Source organism: Paraburkholderia sp. 22099 (genome assembly GCF_052045835.1).
GTDB lineage: Bacteria > Pseudomonadota > Gammaproteobacteria > Burkholderiales > Burkholderiaceae > Paraburkholderia > Paraburkholderia terricola.
On the sequence record NZ_JBQEPU010000036.1, the window covers coordinates 24,537 to 38,353 of the forward strand.

Below are 13,817 nucleotides of genomic sequence, written 5' to 3' on the forward strand. Positions count from 1 at the left end.
CCGTCTGGTTCACGGAGCCGCCTCGGACGCGGTACTCACGCGTAGAAAGCGCTCCACCGGGAGGACCGCGACGATTCCGTCTTCGCCCGCAGTGCCGTATGCAATGTTCAGGATTTCCCGAACCAGCGCATCGACAGCTTCGCTCTGCGTGAAGACCTCGATCTTGATATGCCCGGTTGTCCAGTCGTTAGAGAACGGGTTCGGGTGCGCGCCGAATCCTTTTACCTGGGTGATGGTCAGTCCATGAACATGTACTGCGCCCAACCGGCGCTCCAGCACCTCGAGGACTTCAGGCCGAACAATTGCAACAACGCATTTCAGTTCCATGTTGCCCTCAATGACCGAGGAAAACAGCGAGAAACGGTGCGACGACCGCCCATGTCGCACCCGCCGTGTCATGCCGTCAGAAAAGATGAATGCCGAAGCGCTTATTTCGACGGGGTCGCTCCGGCCTGATCGGCATACTTGAGCATGATGTCGCTCATCGCGCGCATCATGTCGGCGTGCATGCGCATCGCGGTCTTGGGGTCCATGCCCATATTGCCGCCCATCATTGGACAGCTACCCATCATGCCGCCGCCCATTCCTCCCATTCCTCCCATTCCCATCATGGAATCGCCGCGTTCTCGTGTTTGCGCTGGCGAGCTTCCGTCGTTGCGCGCGCCACCAGCCGACACGGCGACAGTGGCTGTCATTGACAGCAGCGCCGACAGCGCCGCTGCTCGGATAAATTTCGTGATCATGTCAGTCTCCGGATTCGGTTCGATCGTATCGCCGAGAAAGCAGTCTCCAACGTGCGGCGCGACGCTAGTTTCGTGCGTGGCGGACGTGCGCGAGCCACGGTGCGGAACCATTCGTCCCTGCCGACGAGGGAGTTACAGCAAGCGCGGTGGAGGTGCCGGCAGTTCGGGGATGAACTGTTCCGTGAAGGTACGGGCGACAGCCCGGTAGACAGGCGCGGAAGGTACGACGATAACGGCGTACCTCGCCGGTATGGCGGGCACGCCGCAGGCGAGGCCGCCCATGCCGCCGTGGCACGCAGCTTGGGCATTCATGGTGTGATGCCTTGCAGGTTGCTCGCACGCAGTCATGTCGGATGCGTGCGAAGCTTGCCTCTGTTGATGCGCGGCCACCGACGCCGCCATCGGACACAATGCCGCCTGCGCCGGGTAGCCGAGCAGCGGCAACCACGCAATCAGAAAGCACGCGACGAATTTGGCCCACACTTTCATGAATCCCAGTATAGGCGCTGCCGCGGCGCATCGCTACGGTCCGCGGCCGGACCTGTTGCGTGCTGGCTCGACGAGTGCCGTATCAGTACCTCGTCAATGCTTTTCCAGTTTCACGATGGTCAGCGTACCGTCAACGTTTTCGACGCGGACCTTGACCTTGTCGCCCTCGTGAACCTGCTTGACCATTGCAGCATCTTTCGCCTTGAAGGCCATGGTCATCGGCGGCATGCCGACGTTTTCCAGCGCTCCGTGCTTTAGCGTGACCATGCCGGTGGCCGGATCGACCTTCATCACTTCGGCATTGGTGAGCGCAGTGTTGGATGACGTTTTCGAAGTCGACGGCTTGGACATGTCCATACCTTCTTCAGCAAACGCGGGCGCCGCAACGATGGCTCCGAAAGCAACGGATGCAATAATCAATGTCTTCATTGAGTCTCTCCAGTTTGGGTAGATGGCACGTTCATGCCGGAAGTTGCATGGTGTGACCGCGCATCACATTCCTGTCTCGCGCGACGGCGCTGGAGCAGAAACCAGGCGGCGGGAATCACGAACATCGACAGCAGCGGCGCGGTGACCATGCCGCCGACCATCGGCGCGGCGATGCGCTGCATCACTTCCGAGCCGGCACCGTGTCCGATCATGATGGGTATGAGACCCGCGAGCACGACCGCGACCGTCATGGCTTTCGGCCTCACGCGCAACACGGCGCCTTCCCGGATCGCGTCGAACAGCAGCGCCTCGCTCAGCGGCTCGCCGGCTTCGAGCCTGCGGTTCAGCGCGCCCTTCAGGTACAGCAGCATGACCACGCCGAATTCCGCCGCCACGCCCGCGAGCGCGATGAAGCCGACGGCGGTCGCGACGGATACCGCATGCCCCAGAATCCAGATGAGCCAGAAACCGCCGACCAGCGCGAACGGCACCGTCGACATCAGCAGCAGCGCATCGGCCACCGAATCGAACGTGAGAAACAGCAGCACGAAGATGACGGCGAGCGTCACCGGAATGACGGTGCGCAGCTTCGCCGCCGCGCGCTCCAGATACTCGAACTGACCGGACCACGCAATCGAGTAGCCAGGCGGCAGCACGACTTTTTCCGCCACGGCGCGCTGCATCGCCTTCACGGCGGATTGCAGGTCCGTGTTGCGGATATCGACGTAGACGTAACCGGAGAGCCTGGCGTTCTCGCTGCGGATCATCGGCGGGCCATCGGCAATCGTGATACGCGCGACATCGCCGAGCCGGATCTGCGCGCCGCGCTCCGTGACGACCGGTAGCTCACGCAGCTTCTCCAGCGAATCGCGGATTTCACGCGGATAGCGGATGTTGATCGGAAAGCGCTCCCGCCCCGCAATGACTTCGCCGACCTTGTCACCGCCTACCGCCGACGAAACTACCGACTGGATATCCGCCACGGCAAGCCCGTAGCGGGCCGCCGCCAGCCGGTCGATATCGACGTCGATGTAGCGGCCGCCATTCAGGCGTTCGGCCAACGCGGATGTCACGCCGGGAACGTCCTTCACCGCCGCCTCGACCTGCGCCGCGATGCCGTCGATTTGCGACAACTCGCTGCCTGAAATCTTCACGCCCACCGGCGTCTTGATGCCGGTCGACAGCATGTCCAGGCGATTGCGGATCGGCGGCACCCACACGTTCGACAGCCCCGGCACCTTGACGGTCCGGTCCAGTTCATCGACGAGCTTCTCCGGCGTCATGCCGGGTCGCCACTGGTCGCGCGGCTTGAACTGGATCGTGGTCTCGAACATCTCCAGCGGCGCGGGGTCGGTGGCCGTGTCGGCGCGTCCCGATTTGCCGAACACCGTGGCGACCTCGGGCACCGTCTTGATGAGCCGGTCGGTCTGCTGCAAGAGTTCGCCCGCCTTCGCTGCTGAAATGCCGGGAAGCGCGGTCGGCATGTAGAGCAGGTCGCCTTCGTCGAGCGGCGGCATGAACTCGCCGCCGAGCCGCGATACAGGAACAAGCGTGATGACCAGCGCGAGAACGGCGATGCCGATCGCGATCCACGGCCGGCGCAGCGTCGCTTCCAGCCACGGACGGTACAGCCGGATCAGCACGCGGTTGATGGGATTGGCGTTCTCGTGCGGAATGCGGCCGCGGATCAGGTAGCCCATGAGGACCGGCACCAGCGTCACCGACAAACCGGCCGCAGCCGCAATCGTGTAGGTCTTGGTGAACGCCAGAGGCGAAAACAGCTTGCCTTCCTGCCCTTCCAGCGAGAATACGGGGATGAACGACAGCGTGATGATGAGCAGCGAGAAGAACAATGCCGGCCCGACCTCCGTTGCGGAAGTGGCGATGAGTTCCCAGCGCCGTGCCGTCGTGATCGGCTTGTCAGGGTGGTCGTGGTCGTACGCTTCGAGATGCTTGTGGGCGTTCTCGATCATCACGATGGCCGCGTCGATCATCGCGCCGATGGCGATCGCAATGCCGCCCAGCGACATGAGGTTCGCGTTGACCCCTTGATAGCGCATCACGATGAACGCGGTCAGCACGCCGAGCGGCAGCGACAGAATGGCGACGAAGGCGCTGCGCAGATGAAACAGGAACACCGCGCAGACGAGCCCGACGATGATGAATTCCTCGATGAGCTTGTCCTTCAGGTTAGCCACCGCGCGTTCGATCAGTTGGGAGCGGTCGTAGGTCGTCACGACTTCGACGCCCGCCGGCAGTGAGCGCTTCAGTGCGGCCAGTTTCGCCTTCACCGCGTCGATCGTTTTCAGCGCATTCTTGCCGGAGCGCATCACGACCACCCCGCCCGCTACTTCGCCCTGACCGTTCAGTTCCGCGATGCCGCGCCGCATCTCCGGTCCGATCTGGATGCGCGCCACGTCGCCAAGCAGCACCGGCGTGCCGGCATCGTTCGCGCGCAGCACGACGTTGCGGAAATCGTCGAGCGTATGCAGGTAGCCGGACGAGCGGACCATGTATTCGGACTCGGCCATTTCCACCACCGAGCCGCCCGATTCCTGATTCGCCTTGCCGAGCGCGTCGGCCACCATCGTCTGGGTGATGCCGTACGCCCGCAGCCTGTCGGGGTCGAGCACGACCTGGTACTGGCGCACCATGCCGCCGATGCTGGCCACCTCCGAAACATCCGGCACCGACTTCAGTTCGAACTTCAGGAACCAGTCGTTCAGCGCGCGCAGTTGTCCGAGGTCGTGCTGCCCCGTCCTGTCGACCAGCGCATATTCGTACACCCAGCCGACGCCGGTCGCATCCGGTCCAAGCGAGACGGTCGCTCCTTGGGGCAGACGGCTCTGCACCTGGTTCAGGTACTCGAGCACGCGCGAGCGCGCCCAGTACTGGTCGGTCTTGTCGTCGAACAGCACATACACGAAGGCATCGCCGAACGACGAATACGCGCGGATGGTTTTTGCCCCAGGCACGCCGAGCAGCGTCGTGGTGAGCGGATACGTGACCTGGTCCTCGATCACCTGCGGCGCCTTGCCCGGATACGACGCCTTGATGATGACCTGGGTGTCGGAGAGATCAGGCAGCGCATCGAGCGGCGTTTGCGTGACCGAGTAGACGCCCCACGCCGTGACAAGCACCGTCGCCAGCAGCACCAGGAAGCGGTTATGGATCGACCATCTTATGAGGCGTGCAATCATTTGGCGCCTCCAAGCGGTTCGACCTTGGTCAACTGGTAGCCGTCATCCGACTGCCTGAACGCGAAATGCACCATGTCGCCCGCCTTCACGTTCGCAAACGCATTGGGCGAGGGCTTGTTGAACGCCATCGTCATCGCGCCCCAGCCCAGGCCCGGAACGGGTTGATGCGAGAACGTGATGTCCTCGGCGGTCACTTTCTCGACCTTGCCGGTGGTCTCGTACGTTTGGGCCGCTGCCGCTCCCGCTGCTGACGCAGGCGCAGGCGCGGGAGCGCCGGGAGCCGTGCCCGCGCCGCCCCCCAGCCGTGGCAAAAGCGACTTCAGGCTGGCTTCGGAATCGATCAGGAACTGACCGGACGCGACGACCTGCTCGCCGTCGCTCAGGCCGCTCAATACTTCGGTTTCATTGCCGATGTCGTTGCCGACCGTGACCGCAACGGGCTGCAAGCGGCCATCGCCGTTCCTCGCGATGACGACCGAGCGCTTGCCCGTGGTGATGACCGCCTCGGCCGGAACGAGCAGACGCGAGACCGGCTTCTGTGCGCCCACGCGCACGCGCATCAGCATGCCGGGCGTCAGTTCGAGCGCGGCGTTGTCGATTTCGAGGCGCGCTTGCAGCGTGCGGCTGGTGGTGCTGATGCCGGGCAGGATCTCGCGAATCTGCCCGTTGAAGTGCCGGGCCGGGTCTCCGGCAAACGTCGCATCGACGGTCATGCCTGGCCGCACGCCCAGCGCAAGCGCTTCGGGAATTTCGACGATGAGCCAGAGCTTCGACAGACCGGCGACCTTGGCGAGCGTTTGCCCTGGCGTCACCATCGCGCCGTCCCTGACGTTCAGTTCGCTCAGCACGCCGGTTTCCGGCGACGACAGCACGACATGTGTCTGCGCCTTGCCCGTCCGGTCGAGAGCCGCGATGACGCCATCGGGAATCGACAGCGCACGCATGCGCGCGCGCGACGCTTCGAGCATGCCGCTGTCGATGCCGCTGCGCTTGAGCGCGAGATATTCTTCCTGCGGCGCGAGCCAGTCGGGCACGAACAGCGACGCAATCGGTGCGCCCTTCGCGATCGGCTGCATCGGTGCGCTGGCATGCAAACGATCGATGTAACCCGTCACGCGCGACTGCACCACCTCCGAGCGCGATTCGTCGAACTGCGTTGTGCCGACGGCATCGAATCCTTCCATCGTTTCGTGCCGGCGCACGGTGGCGTAGCGGATGCCGAGGTTTTGCTGAAGGCCTGGGTCGATCCTGATGCCGCCCGCGCCACCTTCGTCGGCGTAGACCGGCTGGAGTTGCATGTCCATGAATGGCGACTTGCCCGGCTTGTCGAAGTGCTGGTTCGGCACCATCGGGTCGTGCCAGTACAGAACCTTGCGGCCCGTCTTCGGGTCGATCGTGTTTGCGGAGGCAGAGGCAGAGGCAGAGGCGGATGCCGCCGAGACGCCGGAGCCCGTCGCCGGCGCGCGCCGCGTGCCGGCGAGATAGCCCGCGCCTAACAGCGCCGCGGCGATGGACGTCATCAGAACCGCGCGCGCCAGTGGTTTCGTTTGCATGGTGCTCTCCTTCACTGACTGACGGACATCGAGGCAGGCACGACCTGGTATTCCAGTTGCGCCCAGGTCTGCGAGACGTCTCGCTGCAAGTCGAGCACCTGAAGCTCGGCGTCGAGTTGCGCACGTCTCGCGGCAAACGTGTCCGCGAGCGAACCGGTACCCGCCTTGTACGCCGCCACCGCCAGGCGCACGCGCTGCTCCGCGAGCGGCAACAGCGCGTGCGTGAGATTGGCGATGCGCTCGCGGCCGCTGGCAAGCGTCGCGGACTGAGTCTGGATGTCCGCTGTGACTTGCCGTTGCGCGTCCTCGTACAGCAGGCGTGCCCTGGTGCCGAGCTCGGCTTTCTCGGCCGCGTCACGGTCCTGATAGTTCTTGCGATGGATCGGCAGCGGAATGCTCACCCCGACCGACACCATGTTGGAGAATCCGCCGCCGCGCTGCTGGTAGGCGACTTCCCACGTCCAGTTGGGGCTGCGGTTGCTGTTCGCGACGGCCGTATCGGCGTCGGCCACGGCGATGTCGCGCGACGCGGCGACCAGCACCGGCTGCACCTCGCTCAGTTCTTGCGGCGGCAGCGCTGGCACATACGACTGCGGCGCCGGCGGCTCGCCGCTCACATCCGCAACGGCGCTCGCCGTCCAGCGGGACAGCGCGATGAGCGCGGTCTGCAAGGTCTGCCGGGCCTTGAGCATCTGGTCCTGGGCCTGAGCGAGCAGCGCCTCCGCCTGGGTCACGTCGGCCGCGGTCGACTTCGCGCCACGATAGGACGCCCTCGTCGCATCCAGCTCATGGCTCATGTGCTCAACGAGTTCCTGCTGCAGCGAAATCGCCTTCTTTGCATAGACCGCGTTCAGCCACGCCGCGGCCGTCTGTTGACGGGTGTTCGCGAGCTGCGCGAGATAGCCGGCCCGCTCGCGGTCCACCACGCCGTTCGCGAGCGCGGAGCGCAGCCGGCGTTTGTCGCCGGATACCCATTCCTGTTCGATGCCGACGCGGCGCATGGTCATGAAGTCCTGACCGATGGTGAATCGTTGCGGCCCGTTCACCGGCAGGTTATCGACGCCGGCCTTGAGCATCGGATCGGGCAACTGGCCGGCCCGCACGGCCGCTTCCGAACCGGCGCGCACCGATGCCTGCGCCGCCGCCATGACGGCGGAGCGGTCGGTGGCGGCCTGAAGTGCCGCATCGAGCGTGACGGGTGCTTGCTGAGCGCGCGCAGCGGCGCTCGCGAGAATCAGCGCGGCGCACAGCCAATGCGCGCGCAAGGGTGCGCGCCGGCATGACGGCGCGCCAATGGTTAAAGGCATGTTCGAACCCCAACGGCGGACTCCCATAGGGAATCCACGTCCTGAACGCAGGACGACCCTCACCGCGAACGCGGTGAACCTGTCAGAAAGGGATTAGATGACGCGAGGAGGTCGCCAGGGGCCGGCCGGTTCACGGACGGGCAGCGAGTCGGCGTAGTGGAAAGCAACCGGAATCGAGAGTCCGGCGGGACGGGTGACTTCAGTACGGGAGACCGGGTGATACAGGCTGCCGAGCTGGCATTGCGCCGTTGCCTTGCAGAAGCCCTTGGCTTTCTCGGGTTGCGACGATTTCATGGTCTCGCACCCAGGCATTTCCGCGGACGTCGCACTGCCCTCGTCGGCGCCCATGCTCATTTGCATTGGACATTCTCCCGTCAACCCGCTCGCCGCCAGCCCACTGATGGGCAGCACGGCGCAAAGCAGCAGGAGGAGCAATGTCCGGAGCAATTTCATGGCCGGAATTATACGGGAGCGGTCTTATCCATGTTCGGGGAATTTATCGCCGGCGTGACTTGTCGCACGCAGCCGGCTGCGGGCTTGGGCGATGCAATTCGCGCGCCAGGCCCATGTCATCTCGGCGGGCAAGCCGGCATTTTCACGTGCAGGTTCTGGCAGGGATAGGACTTCGGCAATTGCGGCGAGTCGCCCGAGCGTGGGCTCACGGCCGGGCCGCTCACGACGGCTGAGCGGCTCGACGTGGCCGCGCTCTGACAGCCGGCGAGCGCGACGACAGCCGTCGCTATTGCAATGACGAAGCGAACACGGGCTATGGATGGTGTCTTCATCTCTGGATGATGGAGCGCGGCGCCTGAACGAGCCGTGACGCCGAAATGACTTTCTGGTCATCGCAGCGACATGCTCGACCCATTGCTATCGTGGCGGCGGGCCGGGCGTATGCCACGTCATGTGCGTGATGCGCAGCGGATGCCAAGGCGTCTGAATAACCATTGATCCAATGACCACTTGCCGGCGCCCCGGCACAGCAGGACCAACAGCATCGCGGCCCATTGAATGTGCGTGGGCCATGCCTGCGGATACACGAACACCTCGATGACCGTTGTCATGCCGAGCAGGACGAATGCCACGGGTCGCGTCGCGAGGCCGAGCACAAGCAGCACAGGCGCGGTCAGTTCGATCGACACAGCCATGTAGGCGGCAAGCTCGGGCGGCAGCAACGGTAGTCGATAGTCTTCCCTGAACAACTGGAGCGCGGCATTCCAGTCGGCCAGTTTGGTCATCGCCGAGTTCCAGAAGACCGTGGCGACAGCAAGCCTCAGTGGAAGCGCGAGAACCGTATACGGCACGCGCTCCAGCCATCCCACGGTGCGCAGGATGCGCTCAGTCAGTATCGAACTGCGATGAGCGGATCGAGATTCCGGCATCATGGGGGCTACCTCTCGGCTGTTCGGCTGGATGCCTCGTTCGACAGACGGATATCGACAAGGCATCCAGATACAAGAAGGTGTGCGAGCCAGACGGACGTTTCAGCGTCCGGCGCATCGGCCAGGGCGTCATGCAAAGGGCGTCCCGCAAGCAACGCAGCCGTGAAGCGGTATTGCCCTTTCGTCATCCGGTTCACCTCGACGCCGGAAGGTGCCCGTTGGATAGACAAACAGACCGGATCAGCCGCCAGATCGATGTCCGCCAACGCGCTATCGTCCCTTGACAATACCGCGTGCCAGATGGCGTCGATGGGAAACGCCGACTCCATCATTCGTATTGCGGGACTCGGCAAAAACCGTACGGCTTGCATGCCGGCTTCATCCAGTTGTTCGAGGCGGCGTAGATCGAGCGGCGTTGCGTCGGCTGCGTGCAGCGCCTCATTCACGGCCCATTCGAGTCGTGCGGTATCCGGCAGATAGACGAGCGACGCCGCTTCCGGCATCCGCGCCAGAAAATCCGCGAACCTGTCGCCGTAGCTATCCAGGTGCGCGCTCGACGGTGGGCATTGCTCGATAAAAAGTCGAGCCGCGCCTTCGAAGAATTCGTCTCCAACCAAAGCCCGCACGGCCGGATAAGTGAGCCGCAATGCCGTAAGCAGCGTGCTATTCGCCGTGTTCCGATAAATCGCGAGCCGCGCCTGCGGAGCGAGGCCATCGGCTATCACATACGCGGCTGCATCGCCATCGGCAAGCCCAAGCAAGTCCCGGCGCACCGCGCATTGCAAGTCATGCAGCGTTGGCGCACAAGTCGTCATTTCCCTGCCTCCCGATAGCGGCATCCGCAAGCGCGGCTTCTTCCATCAGAACCTCGAGCGGCGGCACATCGGTGTCCCATTCGATCAGCGTGGGAACCGGTCCAAAACGCCTGAGCGCCAGTTCGAACAGGTCCCACACGGCGGGCGCGACGCGTGAGCCGTGGTCGTCGATGCGGATTATTCGGCCCTCGTCGAGCTGACGCACGCTGTGTCCGGCCAGGTGAATCTCGGTCACCGATTCGGGCGGCAAGGCATCGAGATAAACCTGTGCGTTCCAGCCGTGATTGCCGGCACTGACATAGATGTTGTTGACGTCGCAGAGGATGCCGCATCCCGTGCGCCGCGCGACCTCGGCGAGAAACGCCCACTCAGGAATAGTCGAGTGGCGAAAACGCAGATACGTGGACGGGTTTTCCAATGAAATGCGCCGCCGCAAACAGGTCTGCACCTGGTCGACGTGACTGCATACGAGGGTCAGCGCTTCTTCCGTCATCGGCAGCGGCAACAGGTCGGCGAGATAGACGCCGGCGCTTACGCTCCATGACAGGTGTTCAGAAACGAGGCCGGGCTCGACCCGCTCGATGACGGCGCGCACACGCTCGAGATGCCGTGCATCCAGGCCTTCGACGCTGCCGGGAGAAAGGCCCACCCCGTGAAGCGAGATCGGGTAATCCCGGCGAATCGCATCCAGGTATCCTGGCGCGAGGCCGCCGCCCATGTAGTTCTCGGGATGCACCTCGAACCAGGCGGCGGGCGGATGCCGTTCGACAACTTCGTGATGGTGCCGAAAGCGCAGCCCGACGCCGGCGCACGCCGGAATCAGGCCGTGGGCATAGTGCGAGGCGCCGGAAGCGGCATCCATGACCCTTCCTTCCTCACGCCGGCTTCAGCTTGCCGCCCTGGATCTTGCTGCAATCGCCGGCGGGCAGCAAAACGAATGACTTGGGGTCGCGCGCCTGGGTGGATTGTCCGGCGCAGGAATGGGCGCCTTCAGCGCAGTCGTTTTTCGACACGGCGTTGATGCCGTAGCACTTTTGCAGTTTGTTCGCTTCCATCCGGGCCATGTTGTCTTTCACGACTTGCGGCATCGCGCTCATGTCCTTCATGGCCTGGGCCTGAACAGGCGCGATCTGCATGGCGAGCGCCAGGCCGATTGCCGAAGACAAGATCGAGGCCGTCATCCTGTGTTTGTTCATCACGCATCCTCCTGAGGGTTGCGGCCGGACATTGTGGGCCGTGCAGGAAGGTTCGGCCGAGCGCCGCAAAAGGTTACGGTCCGCTCAAACTTTTTCCGCGTGACAATCCGGGCTCCCCGCCACAAAATTTCAGCATGCAACGGCATCCCCCCCCGCCGAGTCCCGTTCCTGGTTCCGAAAGAGAGAGCCTGGCGTCGATCGCGCCGGCCGCTCGGCAAGCGCCGGCGACCCGTCGCGCCGACGGCAAACTCGACTGGTCCGCCATGATGGCCAGCGCGCAAATGGGCGACGCCCAGACCTATCGCCGGTTGCTCCAGGACATCACGCCCTACCTTCGTGCGCTCGCGGCACGACACATCCGCAACGCCGACGACATCGAGGACACGGTTCAGGATGTGCTGCTGACCGTGCACGCCGTGCGCAACACGTATGATCCTTCGCGTCCGTTCGGGCCGTGGCTGGTCGCCATTGCAAACCGGCGCATCGTCGACGGTCTGCGCCGGCGCGGCCGTGTTGGCTCGCATGAATCGTCAACGGAAAATCAGTTGGAAACCTTTGCCGCCGATGAAGCGAACTTAGAGGAAGAGACGGTGAATGCCCGCCTGGTCAGGGAAGCAATCGAGCAATTGCCTGTCGGACAACGCGACGCGATGCGCATGCTCAAATTGCAGGAGATGTCGCTGCAAGAAGCCGCGGCTGCAAGCGGAACGTCGGTTGCCGCGTTGAAAGTCGCCACGCATCGGGCCATGAAACGATTACGGGAGAGGTTCCCGCAGCGAGGTAGCAAATCATGACCCGCACCTCCGACCTGATCGACGTGCTCGCCGCGGATGCCGCGCCGGTGCGGCGTCTGCGCTCGCCAGCGGCGAGAGCCGCGTGCTGGTTGCTGTTTGCCGCGGTTGTGATGCTCTTCGTCGGTGTCGCGCATGGAGTGCGCGCCGACCTGGCGGTCAAGCTGCATCAGCCGCTGTTCGTCATCGGCATGGCCGCGGCCACGGCCACCGGCATTCTGGCCGCCGTCGCGGCATTGATTGCCAGCGTGCCGGGCCGGTCACGCCATTGGCTTCTGTTACCGGGACCGGCTGCGCTCACGTGGGTCGCCACGATTGGCTACGGTTGCCTGACCAATTGGATCGCGATCGGACCGGAAGGCATGTCTGTCGGCGAAACGGCAAGATGCTTCGCGACCCTGGTACTGGTCGGCATGCCGCTATCGCTCGTGATGCTGATCATGCTGCGCCACGCCGCCCGGCTGGAGCCGGGACCGGTCGTGATGGCGGGTAGTCTCGCGGTCGCTGCAATGACCGCGGTGGCCTTGTCGATTTTCCATCCTCTCGACGCGACCGCGATGATCCTGCTGTGGAACCTCGGCGTCGCCGCGCTTTATCTGGCCTTGAGCGGCCGCTACGGTCAGCGGCTGCTGGATTGGATCGCGCTGCGCTGACGAGCCGACCAGCCACGCCGGCTAGCGGCGCGGCCAGCGCCGCCATGTCAACGCGGCCAGGCTCAGCACGGCGGCAAGCGCAAGCGGACGATGCGTATCGAGCCATAGCGCGCTGCTGTAACGCTTCGCCTCGCCGTCGAATGGACCATGAACGCGATGCGCGCCGGCAACCGGTTGCCACAGATTCGAGGGCGCGGCATCGCTTGCCGGCGCGGCTCTTTGCTGCGCCTGATAGCCGGTGCGGCCGAGATATCGGTCCAGCCAGCCGGGCACGACCTGGTTGGCGACAATCGCCTTCACCGTCGATATCCCGACATACACCTCACGCCGACGATGCGTTGCCGCCCAGACGATCGCGCGCGCGGCGACTTCCGGCTGAAAAACGGGCGCCACCGGCTGCGGAGCGTGGGGCATGCGGTTCTCGGCCCAGTCGAATTGCGGCGTATTCAATGCGGGCATTTGCACCATCGTCAGATGGACGCGGCTGTGATCGTGAAGCAGTTCGCAGCGCAATGCGTCGGTAAAGCCGCGGATCGCATGCTTCGCGCCGCAATAGGCCGATTGCAGCGGAATCGCGCGATAGGCGAGCGCCGAGCCGACCTGAACGATGCAACCGCGATTGCGCGCGCTCATGCGCTTTAACGCGGCCATCGTGCCCCAGACGTAACCGAGGTAGGTCACGTCCGTCACCCGCGCGAACTCCTTCGGCGTCAGGCTTGCCATCGGTCCGAACACGGTGAGCATGGCGTTGTTGACCCATACGTCGATCGGACCCAGCTCCGCTTCCACGCGCGCGGCGGCGGCTTCGACGGCGTCGGCGTCGCTGACGTCGAGTGCGATCGGCAACGCGCGCACGCCGCATGCGCGCACTTGCGCTGCCGTGTCGTCGAGCGCCGCGGGGTCGCGCGCCAGCAGCGCGACATGCGCGCCGCGACGCGCGAACGCGAGGGCGGTAGCGCGGCCCACGCCCGCGCTGGCGCCGGTGACCACCACGATTCGCGGTCGAGCAAGCTTGCGCCACATGGTTCCTCCGGTCGACGGTGAATGCGGGCGGGTTCGCGTGGGTTTTGAGTTGGCAGGTTCGTGCTGCATGCGTTGCATGCGGCGTGCCATGCGTTCAGGCGTGACGATTTTGTCGTCTGGATGCGATTGGGCATTCGGGCAGTTCGCGTGGCGAGTGGCGAGTGGCGTGAGGTTTTCTAATGGCCGTGCCAGCGCCCTCTCCCTGAAAATTTCCCGAAAAAAGTGCCTGTTCGTGG

The 13,817-nt window shown here is 64.4% G+C and carries 15 protein-coding genes; 2 read left to right on the forward strand and 13 right to left on the reverse strand.

From position 1 onward, the window contains the following. Positions 1-9: 9 nt before the first annotated feature. From ACTJLC_RS26875 to ACTJLC_RS26930, 12 genes are all read right to left on the reverse strand, one after another. Positions 10-327 carry a P-II family nitrogen regulator gene (locus ACTJLC_RS26875; RefSeq protein ID WP_073431729.1) on the reverse strand — a complete coding sequence of 106 codons (318 nt, stop codon included), beginning with the start codon at positions 325-327 and terminating at the stop codon, positions 10-12. A 101-nt stretch (positions 328-428) separates the two neighbouring features. Continuing rightward, the gene (locus tag ACTJLC_RS26880; RefSeq protein WP_073431728.1) at positions 429-743 is read right to left on the reverse strand and encodes a hypothetical protein; all 315 of its coding nucleotides are present in this window, start codon (positions 741-743) and stop codon (positions 429-431) included. A 132-nt stretch (positions 744-875) separates the two neighbouring features. Beyond that, the gene (locus ACTJLC_RS26885) at positions 876-1,055 is read right to left on the reverse strand and encodes a hypothetical protein (protein ID WP_227470417.1); all 180 of its coding nucleotides are present in this window, start codon (positions 1,053-1,055) and stop codon (positions 876-878) included. A gap of 270 nt (positions 1,056-1,325) precedes the next feature. Continuing rightward, the gene (locus ACTJLC_RS26890) at positions 1,326-1,661 is read right to left on the reverse strand and encodes a copper-binding protein (RefSeq protein ID WP_114164440.1); all 336 of its coding nucleotides are present in this window, start codon (positions 1,659-1,661) and stop codon (positions 1,326-1,328) included. After that, the gene (locus ACTJLC_RS26895) at positions 1,658-4,861 is read right to left on the reverse strand and encodes an efflux RND transporter permease subunit (RefSeq protein WP_310135460.1); all 3,204 of its coding nucleotides are present in this window, start codon (positions 4,859-4,861) and stop codon (positions 1,658-1,660) included. The genes ACTJLC_RS26890 and ACTJLC_RS26895 overlap by 4 nt, the downstream gene beginning before the upstream one ends. Beyond that, complete coding sequence (locus ACTJLC_RS26900) at positions 4,858-6,414, reverse strand: efflux RND transporter periplasmic adaptor subunit (protein WP_310135461.1); 1,557 nt, start codon at positions 6,412-6,414, stop codon at positions 4,858-4,860. Before ACTJLC_RS26900 ends, ACTJLC_RS26895 begins: the two co-directional genes overlap by 4 nt. 11 nt (positions 6,415-6,425) lie before the next feature. Beyond that, on the reverse strand, positions 6,426-7,721 hold the full coding sequence (locus tag ACTJLC_RS26905; protein ID WP_083080846.1) for a TolC family protein: 1,296 nt from the start codon (positions 7,719-7,721) through the stop codon (positions 6,426-6,428). A gap of 93 nt (positions 7,722-7,814) precedes the next feature. Next, the gene (locus ACTJLC_RS26910; RefSeq protein ID WP_083080848.1) at positions 7,815-8,174 is read right to left on the reverse strand and encodes a hypothetical protein; all 360 of its coding nucleotides are present in this window, start codon (positions 8,172-8,174) and stop codon (positions 7,815-7,817) included. A 449-nt stretch (positions 8,175-8,623) separates the two neighbouring features. Further along, complete coding sequence (locus ACTJLC_RS26915) at positions 8,624-9,103, reverse strand: DoxX family protein (RefSeq protein WP_374710329.1); 480 nt, start codon at positions 9,101-9,103, stop codon at positions 8,624-8,626. An 8-nt stretch (positions 9,104-9,111) separates the two neighbouring features. After that, a complete protein-coding gene (locus ACTJLC_RS26920) occupies positions 9,112-9,888 on the reverse strand; it encodes an HvfC/BufC N-terminal domain-containing protein (protein WP_244220062.1) in 777 nt (258 codons plus the stop codon). A 1-nt stretch (position 9,889) separates the two neighbouring features. Beyond that, positions 9,890-10,780 carry an MNIO family bufferin maturase gene (bufB, locus tag ACTJLC_RS26925; RefSeq protein ID WP_114164434.1) on the reverse strand — a complete coding sequence of 297 codons (891 nt, stop codon included), beginning with the start codon at positions 10,778-10,780 and terminating at the stop codon, positions 9,890-9,892. Positions 10,781-10,793: 13 nt separating this feature from the next. Continuing rightward, positions 10,794-11,114: a BufA1 family periplasmic bufferin-type metallophore gene (locus tag ACTJLC_RS26930; protein ID WP_114164433.1), complete on the reverse strand. Its 321-nt coding sequence runs from the start codon at positions 11,112-11,114 to the stop codon at positions 10,794-10,796. Between the two features lie 134 nt (positions 11,115-11,248). Between ACTJLC_RS26930 and ACTJLC_RS26935 the strand changes: the two genes are divergently transcribed. Then, positions 11,249-11,908, forward strand: coding sequence for a sigma-70 family RNA polymerase sigma factor (locus ACTJLC_RS26935; protein WP_310135465.1), 660 nt, complete (start codon positions 11,249-11,251; stop codon positions 11,906-11,908). Next, positions 11,905-12,558 carry a DUF1109 domain-containing protein gene (locus ACTJLC_RS26940; protein ID WP_310135466.1) on the forward strand — a complete coding sequence of 218 codons (654 nt, stop codon included), beginning with the start codon at positions 11,905-11,907 and terminating at the stop codon, positions 12,556-12,558. The genes ACTJLC_RS26935 and ACTJLC_RS26940 overlap by 4 nt, the downstream gene beginning before the upstream one ends. 21 nt (positions 12,559-12,579) lie before the next feature. On the opposite strand, the gene ACTJLC_RS26945 is transcribed toward ACTJLC_RS26940, so the two are convergent. Then, positions 12,580-13,581 (reverse strand): SDR family oxidoreductase, encoded by a 1,002-nt coding sequence (locus ACTJLC_RS26945; RefSeq protein WP_310135467.1) that lies wholly within the window; start codon positions 13,579-13,581, stop codon positions 12,580-12,582. Between the last annotated feature and the right edge of the window lie 236 nt (positions 13,582-13,817).

What these genes read in the sequence shown, in the direction of transcription:
- ACTJLC_RS26875 (WP_073431729.1), bottom strand. Translation starts at nt 327, where the DNA reads ATGGAACTGAAATGCGTTGTTGCAATTGTTCGGCCTGAAGTCCTCGAG.
- ACTJLC_RS26880 (WP_073431728.1), bottom strand. Translation starts at nt 743, where the DNA reads ATGATCACGAAATTTATCCGAGCAGCGGCGCTGTCGGCGCTGCTGTCA.
- ACTJLC_RS26885 (WP_227470417.1), bottom strand. Translation starts at nt 1,055, where the DNA reads ATGAATGCCCAAGCTGCGTGCCACGGCGGCATGGGCGGCCTCGCCTGC.
- ACTJLC_RS26890 (WP_114164440.1), bottom strand. Translation starts at nt 1,661, where the DNA reads ATGAAGACATTGATTATTGCATCCGTTGCTTTCGGAGCCATCGTTGCG.
- ACTJLC_RS26895 (WP_310135460.1), bottom strand. Translation starts at nt 4,861, where the DNA reads ATGATTGCACGCCTCATAAGATGGTCGATCCATAACCGCTTCCTGGTG.
- ACTJLC_RS26900 (WP_310135461.1), bottom strand. Translation starts at nt 6,414, where the DNA reads ATGCAAACGAAACCACTGGCGCGCGCGGTTCTGATGACGTCCATCGCC.
- ACTJLC_RS26905 (WP_083080846.1), bottom strand. Translation starts at nt 7,721, where the DNA reads ATGCCTTTAACCATTGGCGCGCCGTCATGCCGGCGCGCACCCTTGCGC.
- ACTJLC_RS26910 (WP_083080848.1), bottom strand. Translation starts at nt 8,174, where the DNA reads ATGAAATTGCTCCGGACATTGCTCCTCCTGCTGCTTTGCGCCGTGCTG.
- ACTJLC_RS26915 (WP_374710329.1), bottom strand. Translation starts at nt 9,103, where the DNA reads ATGCCGGAATCTCGATCCGCTCATCGCAGTTCGATACTGACTGAGCGC.
- bufB (WP_114164434.1), bottom strand. Translation starts at nt 10,780, where the DNA reads ATGGATGCCGCTTCCGGCGCCTCGCACTATGCCCACGGCCTGATTCCG.
- ACTJLC_RS26930 (WP_114164433.1), bottom strand. Translation starts at nt 11,114, where the DNA reads ATGAACAAACACAGGATGACGGCCTCGATCTTGTCTTCGGCAATCGGC.
- ACTJLC_RS26935 (WP_310135465.1), top strand. Translation starts at nt 11,249, where the DNA reads ATGCAACGGCATCCCCCCCCGCCGAGTCCCGTTCCTGGTTCCGAAAGA.
- ACTJLC_RS26940 (WP_310135466.1), top strand. Translation starts at nt 11,905, where the DNA reads ATGACCCGCACCTCCGACCTGATCGACGTGCTCGCCGCGGATGCCGCG.
- ACTJLC_RS26945 (WP_310135467.1), bottom strand. Translation starts at nt 13,581, where the DNA reads ATGTGGCGCAAGCTTGCTCGACCGCGAATCGTGGTGGTCACCGGCGCC.